This window comes from Streptomyces sp. NPDC090032, assembly GCF_044748025.1.
Lineage (GTDB): Bacteria > Actinomycetota > Actinomycetes > Streptomycetales > Streptomycetaceae > Streptomyces.
The window spans coordinates 24,888-39,984 of record NZ_JBIVFF010000008.1 but is presented as its reverse complement, the minus strand read 5'-3'; the positions used below and the strand labels follow the sequence as shown (position 1 = coordinate 39,984).

13 protein-coding genes are annotated in these 15,097 nt (G+C 67.7%); all 13 read right to left on the bottom strand.

Annotated features, from left to right (window positions below; genetic code table 11):
• Window positions 1-18: 18 nt before the first annotated feature.
• Entirely contained in the window at window positions 19-1,125 is a 1,107-nt protein-coding gene (locus ACIPWY_RS21120; RefSeq protein WP_393702543.1) for a hypothetical protein, read from the bottom strand.
• Window positions 1,122-1,853, bottom strand: coding sequence for an ABC transporter ATP-binding protein (locus ACIPWY_RS21115; protein ID WP_362906452.1), 732 nt, complete (start codon window positions 1,851-1,853; stop codon window positions 1,122-1,124). The genes ACIPWY_RS21120 and ACIPWY_RS21115 overlap by 4 nt, the downstream gene beginning before the upstream one ends.
• Window positions 1,850-3,136 carry an ATP-binding cassette domain-containing protein gene (locus tag ACIPWY_RS21110; RefSeq protein WP_401534377.1) on the bottom strand — a complete coding sequence of 429 codons (1,287 nt, stop codon included), beginning with the start codon at window positions 3,134-3,136 and terminating at the stop codon, window positions 1,850-1,852. Before ACIPWY_RS21110 ends, ACIPWY_RS21115 begins: the two co-directional genes overlap by 4 nt.
• Complete coding sequence (locus ACIPWY_RS21105; protein WP_401534375.1) at window positions 3,136-3,693, bottom strand: branched-chain amino acid ABC transporter permease; 558 nt, start codon at window positions 3,691-3,693, stop codon at window positions 3,136-3,138. The genes ACIPWY_RS21110 and ACIPWY_RS21105 overlap by 1 nt, the downstream gene beginning before the upstream one ends.
• Window positions 3,690-4,574 carry a branched-chain amino acid ABC transporter permease gene (locus ACIPWY_RS21100; RefSeq protein ID WP_393702539.1) on the bottom strand — a complete coding sequence of 295 codons (885 nt, stop codon included), beginning with the start codon at window positions 4,572-4,574 and terminating at the stop codon, window positions 3,690-3,692. The genes ACIPWY_RS21105 and ACIPWY_RS21100 overlap by 4 nt, the downstream gene beginning before the upstream one ends.
• Window positions 4,574-5,800, bottom strand: a complete 1,227-nt coding sequence (locus ACIPWY_RS21095) for an amino acid ABC transporter substrate-binding protein (RefSeq protein ID WP_393702537.1) — start codon at window positions 5,798-5,800, stop codon at window positions 4,574-4,576. The genes ACIPWY_RS21100 and ACIPWY_RS21095 overlap by 1 nt, the downstream gene beginning before the upstream one ends.
• Before the next feature lie 302 nt (window positions 5,801-6,102).
• Entirely contained in the window at window positions 6,103-6,741 is a 639-nt protein-coding gene (locus ACIPWY_RS21090; RefSeq protein ID WP_362910780.1) for a GntR family transcriptional regulator, read from the bottom strand.
• A gap of 133 nt (window positions 6,742-6,874) precedes the next feature.
• Window positions 6,875-7,270, bottom strand: coding sequence for a hypothetical protein (locus tag ACIPWY_RS21085; RefSeq protein WP_389552686.1), 396 nt, complete (start codon window positions 7,268-7,270; stop codon window positions 6,875-6,877).
• 191 nt (window positions 7,271-7,461) lie between these two features.
• Window positions 7,462-7,893 carry an SMI1/KNR4 family protein gene (locus ACIPWY_RS21080; protein ID WP_393706120.1) on the bottom strand — a complete coding sequence of 144 codons (432 nt, stop codon included), beginning with the start codon at window positions 7,891-7,893 and terminating at the stop codon, window positions 7,462-7,464.
• A gap of 27 nt (window positions 7,894-7,920) precedes the next feature.
• On the bottom strand, window positions 7,921-12,666 hold the full coding sequence (locus tag ACIPWY_RS21075; RefSeq protein ID WP_393706121.1) for a putative T7SS-secreted protein: 4,746 nt from the start codon (window positions 12,664-12,666) through the stop codon (window positions 7,921-7,923).
• Window positions 12,666-13,367 (bottom strand): hypothetical protein, encoded by a 702-nt coding sequence (locus ACIPWY_RS21070; RefSeq protein ID WP_393706122.1) that lies wholly within the window; start codon window positions 13,365-13,367, stop codon window positions 12,666-12,668. Before ACIPWY_RS21070 ends, ACIPWY_RS21075 begins: the two co-directional genes overlap by 1 nt.
• Window positions 13,364-13,912 carry a hypothetical protein gene (locus ACIPWY_RS21065; protein WP_362910790.1) on the bottom strand — a complete coding sequence of 183 codons (549 nt, stop codon included), beginning with the start codon at window positions 13,910-13,912 and terminating at the stop codon, window positions 13,364-13,366. Before ACIPWY_RS21065 ends, ACIPWY_RS21070 begins: the two co-directional genes overlap by 4 nt.
• A gap of 297 nt (window positions 13,913-14,209) precedes the next feature.
• Window positions 14,210-15,013 (bottom strand): polysaccharide lyase family 7 protein, encoded by an 804-nt coding sequence (locus tag ACIPWY_RS21060; RefSeq protein ID WP_393706123.1) that lies wholly within the window; start codon window positions 15,011-15,013, stop codon window positions 14,210-14,212.
• Between the last annotated feature and the right edge of the window lie 84 nt (window positions 15,014-15,097).

The following is a 15,097-nucleotide window of genomic DNA, read 5'->3' as shown; positions in this document are numbered from 1 at the left end:
CGGCGCAGGACGGGAGGGTCAGCCCAGGAAGCGGTAGACGTGGCTGTGGGTGGCGAAGCGCAGATCGGGCGCCAACGCGTTGCTCTGCACGAGCAGCGGTCCGTCAGGACTGTCCAGAACGGTGAGGTCGGTGCCGCCACTGGTGGGGAACTCGTCCACGACCTCCAGCCGGCCGCGGCGCCACTGGTAGATCTGCGACATCAGTGCCGCGGTCGGGTCGGCGGGGGTGCCGTGGATGAAGTTGACCCGCACCATGTAGAGGCCGCGCGGGGTCCCGATGACGGTGAGCTCACGGGCCCCGGCCCCCGCCAGCCGCTGGTGCTCGACGAAGTACCCGCTTGTCTCATCCCAGCGCAGTACGCGCGATGCGTGCTGGATGCAGGCCACCACGAGGTAGGTGTCGGCGCCGAGCGGGTCCTCGAAGGTGGTGAAGGCCCGGCCGGCCGCCTCGGCGAGTTCCTGGTGGGCGGTGAACTGCCGTCCGTCCCACCGGTAGAGGACGCTGGGTGCCAGGTGGTCCGCGTGGGCGAGCATCGCCGTGCCGCCGACGGTGAACGCGTGCCAGTTGTATCCCGCCCGGGAGGGGACGTCCTGGAAGCGGACGAACGTTCGGCCGTCCCAGGCGTAGATCGCCGAGGGGCGGTGGTGTGCCTCCTCACCCGGTACCGGCAGGCCCTGCGCCACCGCGAGGAAGTGCCGGTCCGCGATACGGAAGTGCCGGCACTGTTTCGCGGCGAAGGTGTCGAGGAGCTGGAACGGCGCGAAGCGTGCGCCGTCCCATTCGAACAGGGTGGACGGCACGTGGAAGTCGTAGGGTCCGGCTCCGGTGCGGATGCTGGCAACCGCCAGGAAGGAGCGCTCCCCGATGGTGAAGAACTCGGCGTCCTCGCCGCCGGGAGCGGGCAGCGTGCCCCACGGCTCGAACCGGTCGCCGTCGCGACGCAGGAGCAGAACGTCCGTCTCGCTGTCACCGCCGTTTATATGGGCCGGGGTGCCGGGGACGTCGTAGGCGAGCTGAGGGATGGCCAGCAGGTGCAGTCCGTCGACCTCGACGGGTTGCACGGCTCGGGCTCCTGACGTGCTCAGAGTCTGGAGGCGGCGCAGATACTTCGAGGACGTACTCATCGCTTCTCCGACGGAGGTGCGGCGCCGAAGAACACCTGGGCCATGTCGGGGTCGGCGAGCAGGGCGTCGGCCGGCCCGGTGTGCAGCACACGGCCGCCTTCCATCACGACCGCGTGGTCGGCGAGGGTGAGGCCGAACCGGACGTTCTGTTCGACCATGAGGACCGTCACGCCCGCTGCGTTCAACGTGCCGATGGAAGCGCTCAGTTGTTCACAGGCCTTCGGGTCGAGACCGAGCGTCGGCTCGTCCAGCAGAACGACCCGGGGACTGAGCATCAGGGCGCGCGCGAACTCGACCGTCCTGCGCTGGCCGCCGGACAGGGACGCAGCCTTGTCGTCGGCGCGTTCGGCGATCAGCGGGTAGAGCGAGGCGATCTCCGAGTGACGCCGGCGATTCTGCGCACGCTCCCTGCGGTTGACGTAGGCCCCCAGGAATACGTTCTCCCGCACGGTCAGTGAGGGGAAAAGGCCGTGATGCTGCGGGACTTGGACCACTCCCGCCCGCAGGATCTGGGCCGGTGTGCAGCCGCTGATGTCCCGCTCGGCGAGCATCACCTGCCCGCCCCGGGGACGCAGCAGCCCGCTGCACGCTTTCAACACGGTTGACTTACCCGCTCCGTTGGGGCCGACGACGCAGGTGATGGCGCCTTCCGCCGCGGCGAAGTCGACACCACGCAGAATGTCCCCGGCCCGGCCGTAGCCGGCCACCAGACCCTTGAAGGTGATCATGCGGAGGCTCCCGAGGTCGCGGGGCCGGGGCCGGAGCCCGCGGAGTGATCGCCCAGATAGGCGTCCAGCACGGCCTGCTCCCGTTCGATCTGTCCGGGCGAGCCGGAAGCGATGACACGTCCTTGAGCCAGGACATGGACGTCGTCGCACAGGGAGAGCACCAGCGGCATGTTGTGCTCCACGATGACGACCGTGGTCCCGGCGGCGTTGAGCTTGCGGACGATCTCCGCCAGGCGGTCCACCAGGGCCGGGTTGATACCGGCCGCCGGCTCGTCCAGCAGCAACAGCTGTGGCTCGAGCATCAGCGCCTGCGCCAGCTCCACCAACTTCTGCTGCCCGTACGACAGTCCGCCCGCCGGATGACCGGCGTAGGCGTCCATGCCGACGAAGGCGAGCCACTCATGGGCCCGGGCCGCCGTATCCCCGCTGACGGCCGAGGCGGACAACTGTGAGGCGCTGAAGGTGCGGCTGGGAACGGCCAGATTCTCCAGCACGGTCAACTGAGGGAAGACCCGTGTCGCTTGGAAGGTGCGGGCGAGTCCGGCGTGCGCCCGTCCCCAGCGCGGCATGCCCCCGAGCGCGGTGGCCCCCAGATGCACCTGGCCACTGTCGGCGGCGAGTGAGCCGTCGAGGAGGTTGAACACCGTGGTCTTTCCACTGCCGTTGGGCCCGATCAGGCCCGTGATCGAGCCGCGCCTGACGGTGAACGAGCAGCCGTCCACGGCACGCACGGCACCGAACGCCTTGCTCAGCCCCTCAACGCGCAACAGAGGCTCCTCCGGCGACCCCGTGGCGGCGGGGCGGGCCGAAGTCCGCAGCGGTGCGGGCGTCTCGTCGTCGACCGGGCCGAGACGCACTCCGGCCAGCGCCTCGGGAGCGGAGCGGCGCCGCCGTGCCAGCCACGACGCGCCTTCGGTGAGCAGCCCCTTGGGGAAGAACAGCACGATCGCGGCGAGCAGGGCACCGTAGATGATCAGGCGCCACGATCCGGCGTCCGGACCGCTGAGGCTCTGGTTGGTGAACTGATTCAGGGGTTCCAGCAGGAACGCGCCGAGCACCGGACCCCACAGGGTGCCGACACCGCCGAGGTGCGCGGCGAGCACGATCTGCATCGCGATGACGATGTCGAACATGGCGGAGGGTTCGAGGAAGGCGATGTAGTACGCATGGACGCCGCCCGCCACGCCGATGGGGAAGGCGCTCGCCGCGAAGGCGAACATCTTGTACCGGTCGGTGCGCAGACCGACACCGTCGGCCTTCGACTCGTCGTCGCGGATCGCCATCAGACCGATCCCGAACCGGGAACGGCGGATCGCCCACGACCCCATACGGTCAGCGCGAGCAGCGCCAACAGGTAGTAGTAGAAAGGCCAGTTGAGGTAGGTCCGGTCCCAGGTGGGCAACGGCAGGGCAAGCCCGTGGTTGCCGTTGGTCAGCGACGACCAGTTCGACACCAGGAGCGCCGTGAACTCCAGGAAGGCGAAGCTGACGATGACGAAAGCGATGCCCCGGGTGCGCCGCCCGACCAGGCCGAGCACGAGCGCCGAAGCCGCGGCCACCACTCCGCCCAGCGGCGCGGCGAGCAGCGGCGAGATTCCGGTGTGCAGGGAGACGAGGGCCGTGGTGTAGGCGCCCACACCGAGGAAGGCGCTCTGCCCCAGGGACACGTATCCGGTGTACCCGGAGATGATGTTCCAGCCCGAGGCCATGACCGCCAGCAGAAACCCCATGATGGCCATGTTCTGCAGATAGGCGTTGTCGTTGACCAGTGGCAGTACGACCAGGACGGCCGCGGCGACGGCGACTCCCGCCGCCCGCAGCTGTTTCACGGAGATGTTCATGCGCGGCTCATGTCCTCTCGGAGCCGGGTGCCCAACAGCCCCTGCGGGCGGGCGACGAGCACCAGGATGATGGCCAGGTAGGGGACCGCAGCCGCCCAGTCGGGAGACACGTAGGTGGAGGTGAGGGACTCGGCGACGGCGATGAGGAGCGCACCGAGCACGCTGCCGGCCAGGCTGCCCATGCCGCCGAGCACGATGATGGAGAGCACCAGCCCGATCCAGTGGTCGGCCGAACTCGGCATGAACGGATACAGGATGCTCAGCAGCGTCCCGCCCGCCCCCGCGGCCGCGACCCCGATCGCGTAGGCGGCGGCCCAGACCGAACGCACCTCGATGCCGACCAGCCGCGCACCCTCCGAACTCGCCGCGGTGGCCTGGATGGAACGGCCCAGCCAGGTCCGGCGCAGCAGCAGGTACAGGCCGGTCAGTACGACGGCCGCCACCAGACACGCGTACACCTGCGCCTGCGGGAACTTCAGGCCGAGGACGGCGAAGGAGCGGTTGGCGTAGCCGGGCGTCACCGACCGCGGTTCATTGCCCCAGACCAGGGCGATGACTCCCTTGGTGACCAGGGTCAGACCGAAGGTGGTGACCAGGGCCATCGACGCGTCCGTGGTACGGGAACGCTCGATGAAGACGTAGTAGGTGGCCCAGCCGACCACGAGCAGACACGGAGTGGTGATGACCACAAGGAGCAGCGGATCGAGGCCGGTGGCCTCCCAGAGCGTGTACGTCAGGTAGGCGCTGAGGATGAGCATGCCGCCCTGCGCGAGGTTCACCACCTTCATCACGCCGAAGATGAGGTTCATGCCGGACGCGACCAGGGCGTAGACGCCGCCGACCAGCGAGCCCAGGACGAGCGCCTGGAGGAACGTTCCCATCACGACCACCCCGGCATGGGATTCACGACCTTGTCGGTGGTCTTCTGGGTCCGCGGCGCGACGAACTGCAGCTTCCCGTTCTGCCATTGGCCCAGCAGCATGGCGCCGTCAGGGACCCCGCGCTTGTCCCACTTGAGAGGGCCCACAATGGTCTGCACGGTGTGCGAGTGCAGCCAGGCGGCGAGCTTGGCCTGGTCGAGGCTGCCGACGGCCTTCACCGCGGCCTCCAGCACCTGGCCTGCTGTATAGGCGTTGGCCGCGTCGTCGTCGGGGCCGTAGCCGTACGCCTTCGTGTACGCCTTCACGAAGGCGGCGTTGCCCGGATAGCCGGCCTTCGGGCTCCACGCGGCCGAGGTGAAGATGCCCTCGGTGTTCTTGGCGCCGACCGCCTTGGGATAGGACTGCGTCAGGCTCGGCGCGTTCGTCTGGAACATCATCTTGGGGCTGAACTGCTGCTTCTGCAGCGCCTTGACGAGTCCCGCACCGTCATTGGCGGCGACGGCGCCGTGGACGATCAGATCGGGCTCGGCCCGGGCCACGGCACTCGCTATGGAGTCGAAGTTGACCGTGTCCGGCGCGTACTTCTGCGCGTACACCGACTTCACGCCGAGCGCGGTGAGCTCCTTGCGGAACACGTCGATCGTCACGTCGGTGTTGGGGTCGTCCTGCGTCGGGTACGCGGCGGTCTTGGGCCGTTGCGCCGCCGGCAGCGACTTGATGTACGACACGAACTGGTCCGGCAGGTCGAGCGAGGTGCTGGGCTGGGCGAAGAACAAGTAGTCGTAGCCCCGGTCGAAGATCTCCTCGGCGCCGCCCGAGGGCTCGACGTACAGCATCTTGGAGCGCTCGGCGACGGCGGACGCCGGCAGGTTCAGCTTGGAGGAGAAGGTGCCGAGGAGCAGATCGGCGCGCTCCTGGCTGATGAGGCGGTTGTAGTTGGTGACGACGGTGTTCTGGTCGAATCCGTCGTCGAGAACCTTCAACTCGGCTTTGCGGCCCAGTAGTCCACCGTGGCCGTTGAGCTGGTCGAGCCAGAGTTTGTAGCCCTCGTACGCGGGCTTGGAGGCATCGGCGACCGGGCCGGACAAGGGCAGCGAGGCACCGATCTTCAGGGGGCCGTCGCTTGACCCTGCCCCTGTGCTGCAGGCGGTGGCGGAGAGCAGCAGCACGGCTGCCGTGGCGCTGAGTGCGGCAGCGCACCGCGGGAATCGACCGGGTCCTGGCATGACCTTCACCTCGAGTTGGTGATCGCTGTGGTGGTTCACATCGGACGGTGCGTCAACCTGGCGTCCGGCCGGGGCGCGAGACCCCGGCCGTTGATGTGCAATGTATACATTGCGTACCTTGGGTCGACAAGGCGTTGGACAGCGCTCTCAGGAAATCTTCAACTCGCCTGCCGCACGGGCCTGCTGGGCAACATGAAGGGGCGTGTGGTCCCGGCGTCTTCGCGCCGGGACCACACGCCCCAAGTGAGGACCGGCGATCAGAACGAACGCCGACCGAGCCCGTCAGAGGTGGTCAGGGTGTGTCAGGAAGGGTCTTCCCGGTACTTCTCGGCGGCTTCCTGGACGTGCCGTGACGCCGCCGCCTCGGCCCGCACGGGATCTCCGTCGACAATGGCGCTGACGATCTCGTGGTGGTCGTGCGGCGTCAGGTCGCTGCGACGGCTGATGTTGCTGCGGCTGACTATGGCGAACATCGTCCAGATACGGCTGAGTGCGTCCTCCAGCATCGGATTGCCGGACAGGCGCGCGAGCATCATGTGGAAGTCGAGGTTGGCATGCCACGCGCCGGACGCGTCGCCGGTCGCGGCTTGCTCCTCCACGCGCTCCGCGGCCTCTTTGAGTGCCGAGAGCTGCACGGGTGACAGTCTTCCCTCGCGCTGGGCGACGGCGGCCAGCTTGGCGGCCAACGCGTCCAGGGCCTCGTGCAGTTGGACGGCGTGCCGCATGTCCTGCGCGGTGAGCGAGCTGACGACGACGCCGCGCCCGGTCGACGTGACGAGCCCGTCGCTCTGCAGACGCCGCAGCGCCTCACGCACCGGGGTCCTGCTCATGCCGAGCTCTTCGCAGAGGCCGAGCTCGGTGAGCCGGTCACCGGGGGAGTGGTGGCCGTCCAGGAGCCGTTCGTGCAGTCTCCGATAGGCGAGTTCGGCCTGATTGTGCATGCCTGGACGCTCTGCAGCGCGGTCGCGGAACGACATCATGCCTGATGTATACATTGCATTCATCCGGATCGGCAATGCGCGCGCGGTCACCTGCTGCAGGGCATTCGCCGCTTCGCCCGCGATGACATCCCGGCTACTTCTTGGCCTTCTCGTCGTTTTCCTTGAAGCAGACGACGAACCAGTCTCCCGCGCCTGACTGGGTGAGGGAGCCGGTCGTGCCCGGGACGTCGGAGCACGAGAAGGTGTCGACGACGCTGTCCTTGTCCATCTTGAGGACTTTGTAGTCGGCGTGCGGATCGGTGCAGTCGAGCTTCTTCGTCTTCGCTTCCTTGTCCGTCCCGATGTTCTGGAAGCAGTCGCCGGCCGTGAGCGAAGAGGACTGGTCCTTGGTGTCGGACGGGCCGAAGGCCCAGAGCGCCACCAGGCCCGCGAGGGCGAGGACCAGGCCGAGGAAGATCAGCCGGTTGCGGCGTATCTGCGCTGGGGTGTACGAAGCGGTCGGGCCGCCCAGGGGCGGAAGGTTGGACACGGGGGGTTCCTCAGGGAGTTGGGCAGTGGGGGATGCGCGGAGGCGACCATGAATCTAGCCCACTGCCTGTACTCGTGCTCGATGCCGCCGAGGCGTTCGCGTCGACGGACCCCGAGACTCCCGGGAGTTGGGGACCGCGCGGCTTTCGCGATACTCACGTCTGTTTCGCGATACCTACGTCTGCGACGTAGCTACCGGTACCAGTCGTCTCCGTCGCTCCCGAGTGCGCTGCGCAGGTACTGCTCCAACGACGGCGCGACCCAGATGCGACTGTCGGTTTCGTGGTCCCAGACGAAGACGTCGTCACGGTCGGGGGTGCGCACGAACGCGAACTGGTCGCCGCCGCCGTTGTCCCCGAAGAACATCAAAGCGTCGAACGGCATGTAGAGGCCGCGAAATTCTTCATTGCTGCGAAAGGAGCGGTTCTCTTCGAGGATCTTCTCGGCCGTCCAGGCCACCTCGGTTCCGTAGTCCGCCTCGATCCCATCGGTCTCCAGCAGCAATTGACGCAGGGCTTCGGGCAGCGGCTGGCCGAGCTGTTCCTCGACAGCCGCCAGAGCGTCGGGAGCGGCTGGATCCTGCAGCTCGACTTCCGCGAATTCTGAGGCCAGTTCACGCCACATCTCGGCCTGTTCTCCATTTCCTGTCGATCATCTGATGCGAGGGTTGAACCAGTTCCCGAGGCTATCATCCACGTGCGTGACGTGGTCCAGGACCTCTTGCCGCGTGGGGTTGGGGTGGGTTCTGTAGAATTCGTTCCAGGAAACGCGGATCTCGCTGAGATGGATCCTGCTGTTGATGTCGCCTTTGGGGATTCCCCGCAGATTTTCGAGTGAATGTATTTCGTCCGGGGAGAACAGGCCCGGATAACGTTTCAGAACCTGCTGCTCGATGGCGTGATGGACAACCACCTTGCCTTTGAGTTCCGGGTGTTCGTCGAAGAACGTCTGCTTGTACTTGTGGTTCGTCGTACTGCCGACGGAAGCCTCGTCGCGGGTCGGTATCTCCTTGCCGAGCGGAGTCGTTTTGTCGGCCTTGGCATTGTTCGCCGCGTCCTCACACGGCGTCAGGCCGAGCGGGTCGGCCCACAGGTGGGGGTTGTGGACGTACGTGGACGGGTTGGGGGCCGGCGCCAGTCCGAGCGGGTCGGAGGTCAGATAGCGCGCGGTCTCCGGGTCGTACTGGCGGAACTGATTGTGGTGCAGGCCTGTTTCGGGATCGAAGTACTGTCCCGGGAAACGCAGCGGGGTGTAGGCCGAGTTGCCGACGGCCCATGCCGTCGTACCCCACAGGGTGCGCCGGGTCTGCCAGGCGACGTCGCCGTCTTCGTCCACCAGCGTGGTGGGCGTACCGACGAGGTCGGTGATGACGGCGAAGAACCGGGCGTCGATCTCGGCCTGGGGGGCGTCCGCGTCGGTGACTCTCTCGGTCTGTGTGATCGGGTGCAGGCCGCGGTGATCCCAGGTGAGGGTCACGGGGTGGGGGGCTTGTGCGGAGACGGTGGTCTGTTCGCACAGCGTGGTGCCGTCCCAGGTGAAATCGGTGCGTTCGATGACGGTTTCGCCGTCGTCGGCCAGACGCAGCTTGCCGGTGCGGCGCCCGAGTGGATCGTAGGTGTAGCGCCAGCGGGTGCCGTCCGGGGTGACAGCGCCGGTCAGGCGGTCCTCGGCATCCCACTCGTAGCGCCAGGTGTCGGGCTTGCGGGACAGCCGGGTCTTCTGGCGCAGAGTGACGCGCCCCTGGGCATCGTGCTCGTAGCGGACGCCACCGGCGCCGGTGAGCTGGGTCCCGTTGTAGGAGCGGCGGCCGGTGGCCTCGTGGCCGGGGTGGTTCGCCGGCCACGAGGCGAAGACCTGATTGCCCGCTTCGTCGTAGGCGTAGGTCTCGCTCCAGTCGGTGGAATGGATCGCGGTGACGCGGCCGGACGGGTCCAGGCTGATACGGCGTGGTCCTGTGGCGTCGTCCTCCACGCCCGTGAGGTGGCCGTCGGCCCGGTAGGAGTACGAGCGCCGCTGGATCGCGCGGCGGCGCGCGCTCGCCGCGACGGTCCGGGCCGTGAGCCGTCCGACCTCGTCGAACTGGTTGGTCCAGGAGAGGGAATCGCCGATGTGGCGGGAGACTTCGCGGCCCGCCGCATCGTAGGCGAAGTCGACCGTGCGGCCCGCCGCGCTCATCCGGGTCGGACGGCCCACCGCGTCGTACTCCCAGGTCGTGGCGGCGCCGGTCGGAGTCGTCCGGCCGGTCAGCCTGCCCCACTCGTCGTACGTATAGGAAAGGACGCGGTCGTTGACGGTTTCGGAGCGCAGCCGGCCGAAGCGGTCACGCAGCAGTGTCAGCGTGCAGTCCGGGCTGGTGGCCCGGGCCAGCTGATCGGTGAGGTCATAGGCGAATTCTGTGATGTACCCCTGAACGTCCTTGCGGGTCACCTGTCCGAGGAAGTCACGTTCGTAGCGGACGGTCTGCCCGGATGCGTCGGTGCGGGATATCAGATGGCCTGCGGCGTCGTAGGTGTAGTCGAGGCGACGGCCGTCGAAGTCGGTCTCGGATGTCGGATTGCCCGCTGCGTCGTAGGAGTAACTCCACTCCAGGCCCTGTGGGTTGACGACGGCGGTGAGGCGCAGCTCCGTGTCGTGACGGAATTCGTGGCGGGCGCCGTCCGGTCCCGTCCGGGCGACGAGCAAGTCGAAGTGGGTGTACTCGGATCGTGAAATGCCGCCCAGCGCGTCGGTGTGGCTGGTGCAGTTCCCTTCCCCGTCGTACGTCCAGGATTCGACTTCGCCGTCGGGTGCGGTGTAGCGAGCGAGGTGGCCCTCGCGTGTCCAGGCCAGGTGTGCCGAGGCCCCGACCGGGTCGGTGATCGTGGTGGGCCTGCCGAAGGCGTCACGCTCGTAGCGTGTCACCGCTCCCAGCGGGTCGGTCACTTCTACGGCCAGACCGGCGCGGTCGGAGATGATGGTGGTGGAGTGCCCCATCGGGTCCGTGACGGAGGTGAGCCGTCCGGCTTCGTCGTAGGTGTAACGCTTCTCCTGCCCGGGCCCGCTGCCGACGGAGGTGCAGTTGCCGCGGTCGTCATAGGTCTGCCGGGTGACGGTCCCGTCCGGATTGGTGACCTTCACCGGAAGCCCCAGGCCGTTGTACTCGGCGCGGGCCGCACGTCCGTCAGGGCGCGTCACAGTGACGAGGTTGCCGGCCTCGTCGTACTCGAGTCTCATCGTGTGACCGAGCGGATCGGTATGTTCGAGGAGCCGGTTGCGGTCATCACGCGTGAAGCGGGTGGCGTGGCCCGAAGGATCGATCCGCGCGACCACCTGGCACCGTTCATTGATCACGAACTGTGTGTCGTGGCCGAACGAGTCGGTGATGGTGGTCGTCCGCCGACCCGTCACGGTATCGACGGGACTGTAGGTGAAGACCGACTGCTGGTGCCCGGCCTCCCCGGATTGAGAGCCGCACCGATCCTGTTCATCGTAGGCATAGGTGAAGGAACGGCCGTTGGTATCGGTCCAGGAGGTGATCCTGCCGCGCTCGTCGTAGGCGAACCGCGTGGGACGACCACACGAGTTCACGATCTCGGCCAGATGCCCGTCGGCGCAGTAGCCGTAGCTCAGGAGCTCTTGATCGCTTCCCTCGGGCCCGGCTCCGGCCAGGGAGAGCGCCGTCACGCGCCCGCCGGCGCAAGCGACGAGGAGCCGATAGCCGGCGCTGTGCTCCAGGGCGCGCGGGCTGCCCTCCTCGTCGTACTCGAAGCGGATCCAGTTCCCATTGCGGTCGTCGACCTGTTCGAGCGGCGCGGTGCCGTGCGTGGTGTCCTCGAAGTGCCAGGTGCGCCCGCCGGCGGGGTCGGTGATGGTGTAGCCGGCTTCCTCGCGGTCCAGAGGCCAGCGGGAGCTGCCGTGGCGAGGCAATGTCGGTACGCCGGGGGCGGGATGAGGGTAGCTCAGGAGGAGGCCGTCCTCACCGACGAAGACGATCCCTTCCTCGTCGATCTCCAGCCGCTGGTCGATGGTGGAGGACCAGGACGGTCCGAACCACCGGCCGGAGCGGTAGGCCGAGGAGAACTCACGCTTGAGGACGAGCGGCAGAACCGCGGGCAGGCTGACATCGGTCTGGGACAGCAGCACGCAGCCTGTGGCCACGTCCACGGGGTCCTTCTCACAGGTCCGCTCGCCGGGATGTCTCGATGTGCCGTGCGGTTCTTTTTCGAGGGCGTTGCGTGCTTCGCGGCGTACGGCGTTCTCGGCGCCGTCCTTGACTGCTGTTTTGAGTCCCATTCGTAGGCCGCTGCGGGCGAGTCCGGCGCCTTTGGTGCCGATGAGTTCGGGGATGAGGCGGCCGACGAATTCGGAGGGGTCTTTTTTGAAGCCGTCGATGGCGGTGGTGACGATGCGTTCGGGGTGGGCGGCGGTGGAGACGAGGCCGGAGAGCGTCATGGAGACGTTCTGCATGTATGCGGCGGGGTGGGTGAGGTTGTAGGGGTCGGTGGGGTTGAGGCCGCGGGCGAAGTTGACCAGTCCGGCGGTGCCCTTGAGGGCGCCGCCGACGACGTGGGTGAGTTCCGTGTTGTAGGCCTGGTAGCCGTCGACGAGGTCGTTGCCGAGGCGGTCGAGGGGCGGGGGTTCGGCGGGGGCGTGTGCGAGGGCGGCTTTCACTTTGCCCTGGGCGTCGCCCGCGGCGGTGTTGCGCTGTTTGCGGGCCTCGGTGAGGGTTTCGTGGGCTTTTTTGATGTCGGCTTTGCCGGGGTCCTGGAAGGGTTCGGGCTTGGGCCCGGGGTCCTCGTTCGCTTTGATCTTGGCGTTGTAGGCGTCGGCCTTCTTGTTGTAGGCGTCGACCGCGTCCTTCGACGCCTGCTGCCCTTTCTTGTAGAGCTCGACGGCCTCCTTGGCTTTGTCCTGTGCCCACTTGACGGTGTCGGCGTAGGTTTCGAGTGCTTCGGCTGCCCTGTCGCAGGCGTCGGAGGCGTGGGCCCACTTGGTGGGGTGGACGCCGAACTTCTTGCGGAACGCGTCGCCGCCCTCGCCCGCCCAGCCGGACGAGTCGACCTTCTTCATGCCCTGGCCGACGTGGTCGAACGCGGTGTGGAAGTCCTTCAGATGCTTCGCGGACTCACGGATCTTGGCCGGATTGCCGTGAACGAGCTCGTTGGCTTCCTCGGTCTGGCCGAGCTGCTGCTCGCCGGGGGTGGCGCCGAGGTCGGAGGCGACGTCGTCGCCCCAGTCCTCGACCGCGTCGGCCGCACTGTGCAGGCCGACGTGGTCGAGGCCGTCACCGACCTTGTTCGTGGCGTAGTCGACGCCCTCGCCGACCTTCTTCTTGCCCTCGTCGATGAGGTGCTCACCGGCCGAAAGCCCTTTGTTGATACCGCCCTTGACGCCATCGACGAGGTCGCCGAGCCCCATCAGCCCTCACCCCCGCCCTGAGCGCCCTGCTGCTGCTCGGCGGCCTTGGCCCGCTCCTCGGGGGACGGGCCGAAGGTGTCGTCCAGCCACTTGTCGTACTCGGCATCGGACACTCCGGCCGCGCCGTGCAGGTTCTCGGGGTTGAGGCCCCCGGGGCCGATGGTGTGCGACGTCATGACGTCACGGCCGGCGTCCTTCCAGCCCTGGCCGCTGTTGGCCAGCGCCTGGTCGAAGGACTCCTTGCTGTAGTCGGGGGTCGAGAGCACGCCCGACGTGGCGATGTCGCCCCAGCCCTTCTGGGTGACCTCGTCCTCGGAGGCGTACGGGTTCCCGATCGCGGCATTCGTGACGACCTTGAACGAACCCTCGACGTACTGCTCGGTCTCGTAGTAAGTGCCCGCCGACAGACCGGTCTTGACCGCGAACCCGTTGCCCTCGTTCACCAGCGAGCGCACCCCCCACTCCCAGCGCTCACAGAACGACTTGAAGTCCCCGGTCAGCCCCTCGTGGCCGAGTTCCAGGCCGGACAGCGCGATGTCACTGAAACCGCGCCCTGCCCCGGCCTCGCCGACCATGCCGAGCTCCTTCAGTTCGGCGAGGGCCTCGGTCAGCCCTTTGGCGATCAGATCCAGACCGCCGGTCTTCAGATCCTCCCCACCGCCACCGCCACCGCCACCGCCGCCGCCCCCGTCGAGTGTCATGCGCTGTCCCCCTCATCGCGTTCGTCCTCGTCGCGGTCGACCGCCGCGTCGTCCGGAACAATGCCCTTCACCGGCGGAAACACCATGCCGTCCGCACCGTCCGCGCAGTCCAGGGCCACTCCGCACGGCACCCCGGCCGCCGGCACGGCGACATCGAGCAGCCGCGCACCCAGAATCGTGCGGTAGGTCCACTCCTGGGCGTACCCGCCACGCGCCTGCGCGTACCGGGCCAGCGCCTGCTCGTCGGAGAACGCCAGGATGAACCGGATGCCGTTGAGGTCCGCGGTCAGCAGCCCGCGCTCCTCCTCCGGGACGGGCTCATCCCCGAGCGGCACCAGTACCGCCGTACGCCGGAACTCACCCAGCAACCGGGCGAACTCCCGCCTACGCGCGCGCACTTCAGGATGATCCTCGGCCAGGGGCTCCAGGCCGGCCGACCGGGTGTCCTGGCCGGCTGTCTCCTGCGCGGGGGGCGTAGGATCCTGGTCGGAGTCCGGCCGCTCGTGCGCGGGCGCCGCTGCCTCGGTGGCCGGCGGGCCGCTCATCTCCGCGTAGTCAGCGAGACGTGACCTCGGAATTCGCTGCGGCTCACCTGCCGCATCCGCGTGTTCAGGCATACCGCCCATCATCACCACCCCACATCGCCGGCTGCAACGTCTCTGCGTCACACCCTTGACACAGAGCACCGCATCGGCCCAAGGACACGAACGAATCGCCTCGGGGGGAGTCCTTGGTGATCGTGCGGTCGCCCGGTACGTGGGCGACGCCGCCAAGCGCGGTCCGCCGCCCACGTCCTCACCGCCGCGTGATTCCCCCGCCGGTGACCGGCGAGGACCCCGGACTCAGCTGTGCGTCACATCGACTCCGTACAGGGCGACCTCGCCGTAGTTCGAGCTGTCGCACGGTGAGGAGTTGGTGCAGTTCGCCTGGGTGTAGTCGCCCGCCTTGAAGTAGCCGCTGCCGAAGTCGGCGTCGACCGTGGCCTGGAGCGTGCCGTTGTAGTACACGTCGACCTGCCCGTCGTGGACGACGAACTTGCCCTCGAAGCGCGTGCCCAACTGGTAGTTGGAGGTCACGAGCTTGTAGTGGGTGGTGTTGTACGAGGTGACGTACAGGCTGGTGCCTTCGAGGCGGAACGACGTGACGTCGCTCGTCTCGTCATGGATCTGACCGGCCATCACATGTGGCTTGTCTTGCGGGAGATGGGTGATCGCCTCATCGAAGACCATGGTGTGGGTGCCGGAGGTGGACGACCAGCTCGCCGTCGACGATCCGTCCGCGGTCATCTCGCGCAGCTCGGACCGGGGGTAGCCGGTGTTGCTGGTGGTCGCGCCGTTGACCGCGGCGCGCAGCAGAATCGCGTCGCAGGTCGACTTGGTGGTGAACCACGGGGATGTGCTGTAGGTCGCCAGGGCGGGCTGCTTGACCTCCTGGGGGGAACCGGAACTGGTGGGCAGGGGGAGTTGGAGCTTCCACCCCGTGCTCAGGCCGATCGCCTTGGCCGGCGCGGGGCAGGCGGCGGCGCCTGCCGGGGTGGCGGAAGCGCTGGGGAGGGTCGTGAGGAGTGCGGCGGCGAGTATCGGTGAGCCCAGCAGGGCGGCAAGGTTGCGGCGCGATGTCATGGACGAGCGGGCGAACTTGTTCATGAGCGGCTCCTTCATTCCTTCTGTGGTCTTCGAGCCTTCGTCGGTCTTGAATCCTTCTGCGGACTTCAAGCCCTCGGTGGAATT

Excerpts from the sequence above, each read along its gene's own strand:
- ACIPWY_RS21120 (WP_393702543.1), bottom strand. The coding sequence starts at position 1,125 with ATGAGTACGTCCTCGAAGTATCTGCGCCGCCTCCAGACTCTGAGCACG.
- ACIPWY_RS21115 (WP_362906452.1), bottom strand. The coding sequence starts at position 1,853 with ATGATCACCTTCAAGGGTCTGGTGGCCGGCTACGGCCGGGCCGGGGAC.
- ACIPWY_RS21110 (WP_401534377.1), bottom strand. The coding sequence starts at position 3,136 with ATGGCGATCCGCGACGACGAGTCGAAGGCCGACGGTGTCGGTCTGCGC.
- ACIPWY_RS21105 (WP_401534375.1), bottom strand. The coding sequence starts at position 3,693 with ATGAACATCTCCGTGAAACAGCTGCGGGCGGCGGGAGTCGCCGTCGCC.
- ACIPWY_RS21100 (WP_393702539.1), bottom strand. The coding sequence starts at position 4,574 with ATGGGAACGTTCCTCCAGGCGCTCGTCCTGGGCTCGCTGGTCGGCGGC.
- ACIPWY_RS21095 (WP_393702537.1), bottom strand. The coding sequence starts at position 5,800 with ATGCCAGGACCCGGTCGATTCCCGCGGTGCGCTGCCGCACTCAGCGCC.
- ACIPWY_RS21090 (WP_362910780.1), bottom strand. The coding sequence starts at position 6,741 with ATGCACAATCAGGCCGAACTCGCCTATCGGAGACTGCACGAACGGCTC.
- ACIPWY_RS21080 (WP_393706120.1), bottom strand. The coding sequence starts at position 7,893 with ATGTGGCGTGAACTGGCCTCAGAATTCGCGGAAGTCGAGCTGCAGGAT.
- ACIPWY_RS21075 (WP_393706121.1), bottom strand. The coding sequence starts at position 12,666 with ATGGGGCTCGGCGACCTCGTCGATGGCGTCAAGGGCGGTATCAACAAA.
- ACIPWY_RS21070 (WP_393706122.1), bottom strand. The coding sequence starts at position 13,367 with ATGACACTCGACGGGGGCGGCGGCGGTGGCGGTGGCGGTGGCGGTGGG.
- ACIPWY_RS21065 (WP_362910790.1), bottom strand. The coding sequence starts at position 13,912 with ATGAGCGGCCCGCCGGCCACCGAGGCAGCGGCGCCCGCGCACGAGCGG.
- ACIPWY_RS21060 (WP_393706123.1), bottom strand. The coding sequence starts at position 15,013 with ATGAACAAGTTCGCCCGCTCGTCCATGACATCGCGCCGCAACCTTGCC.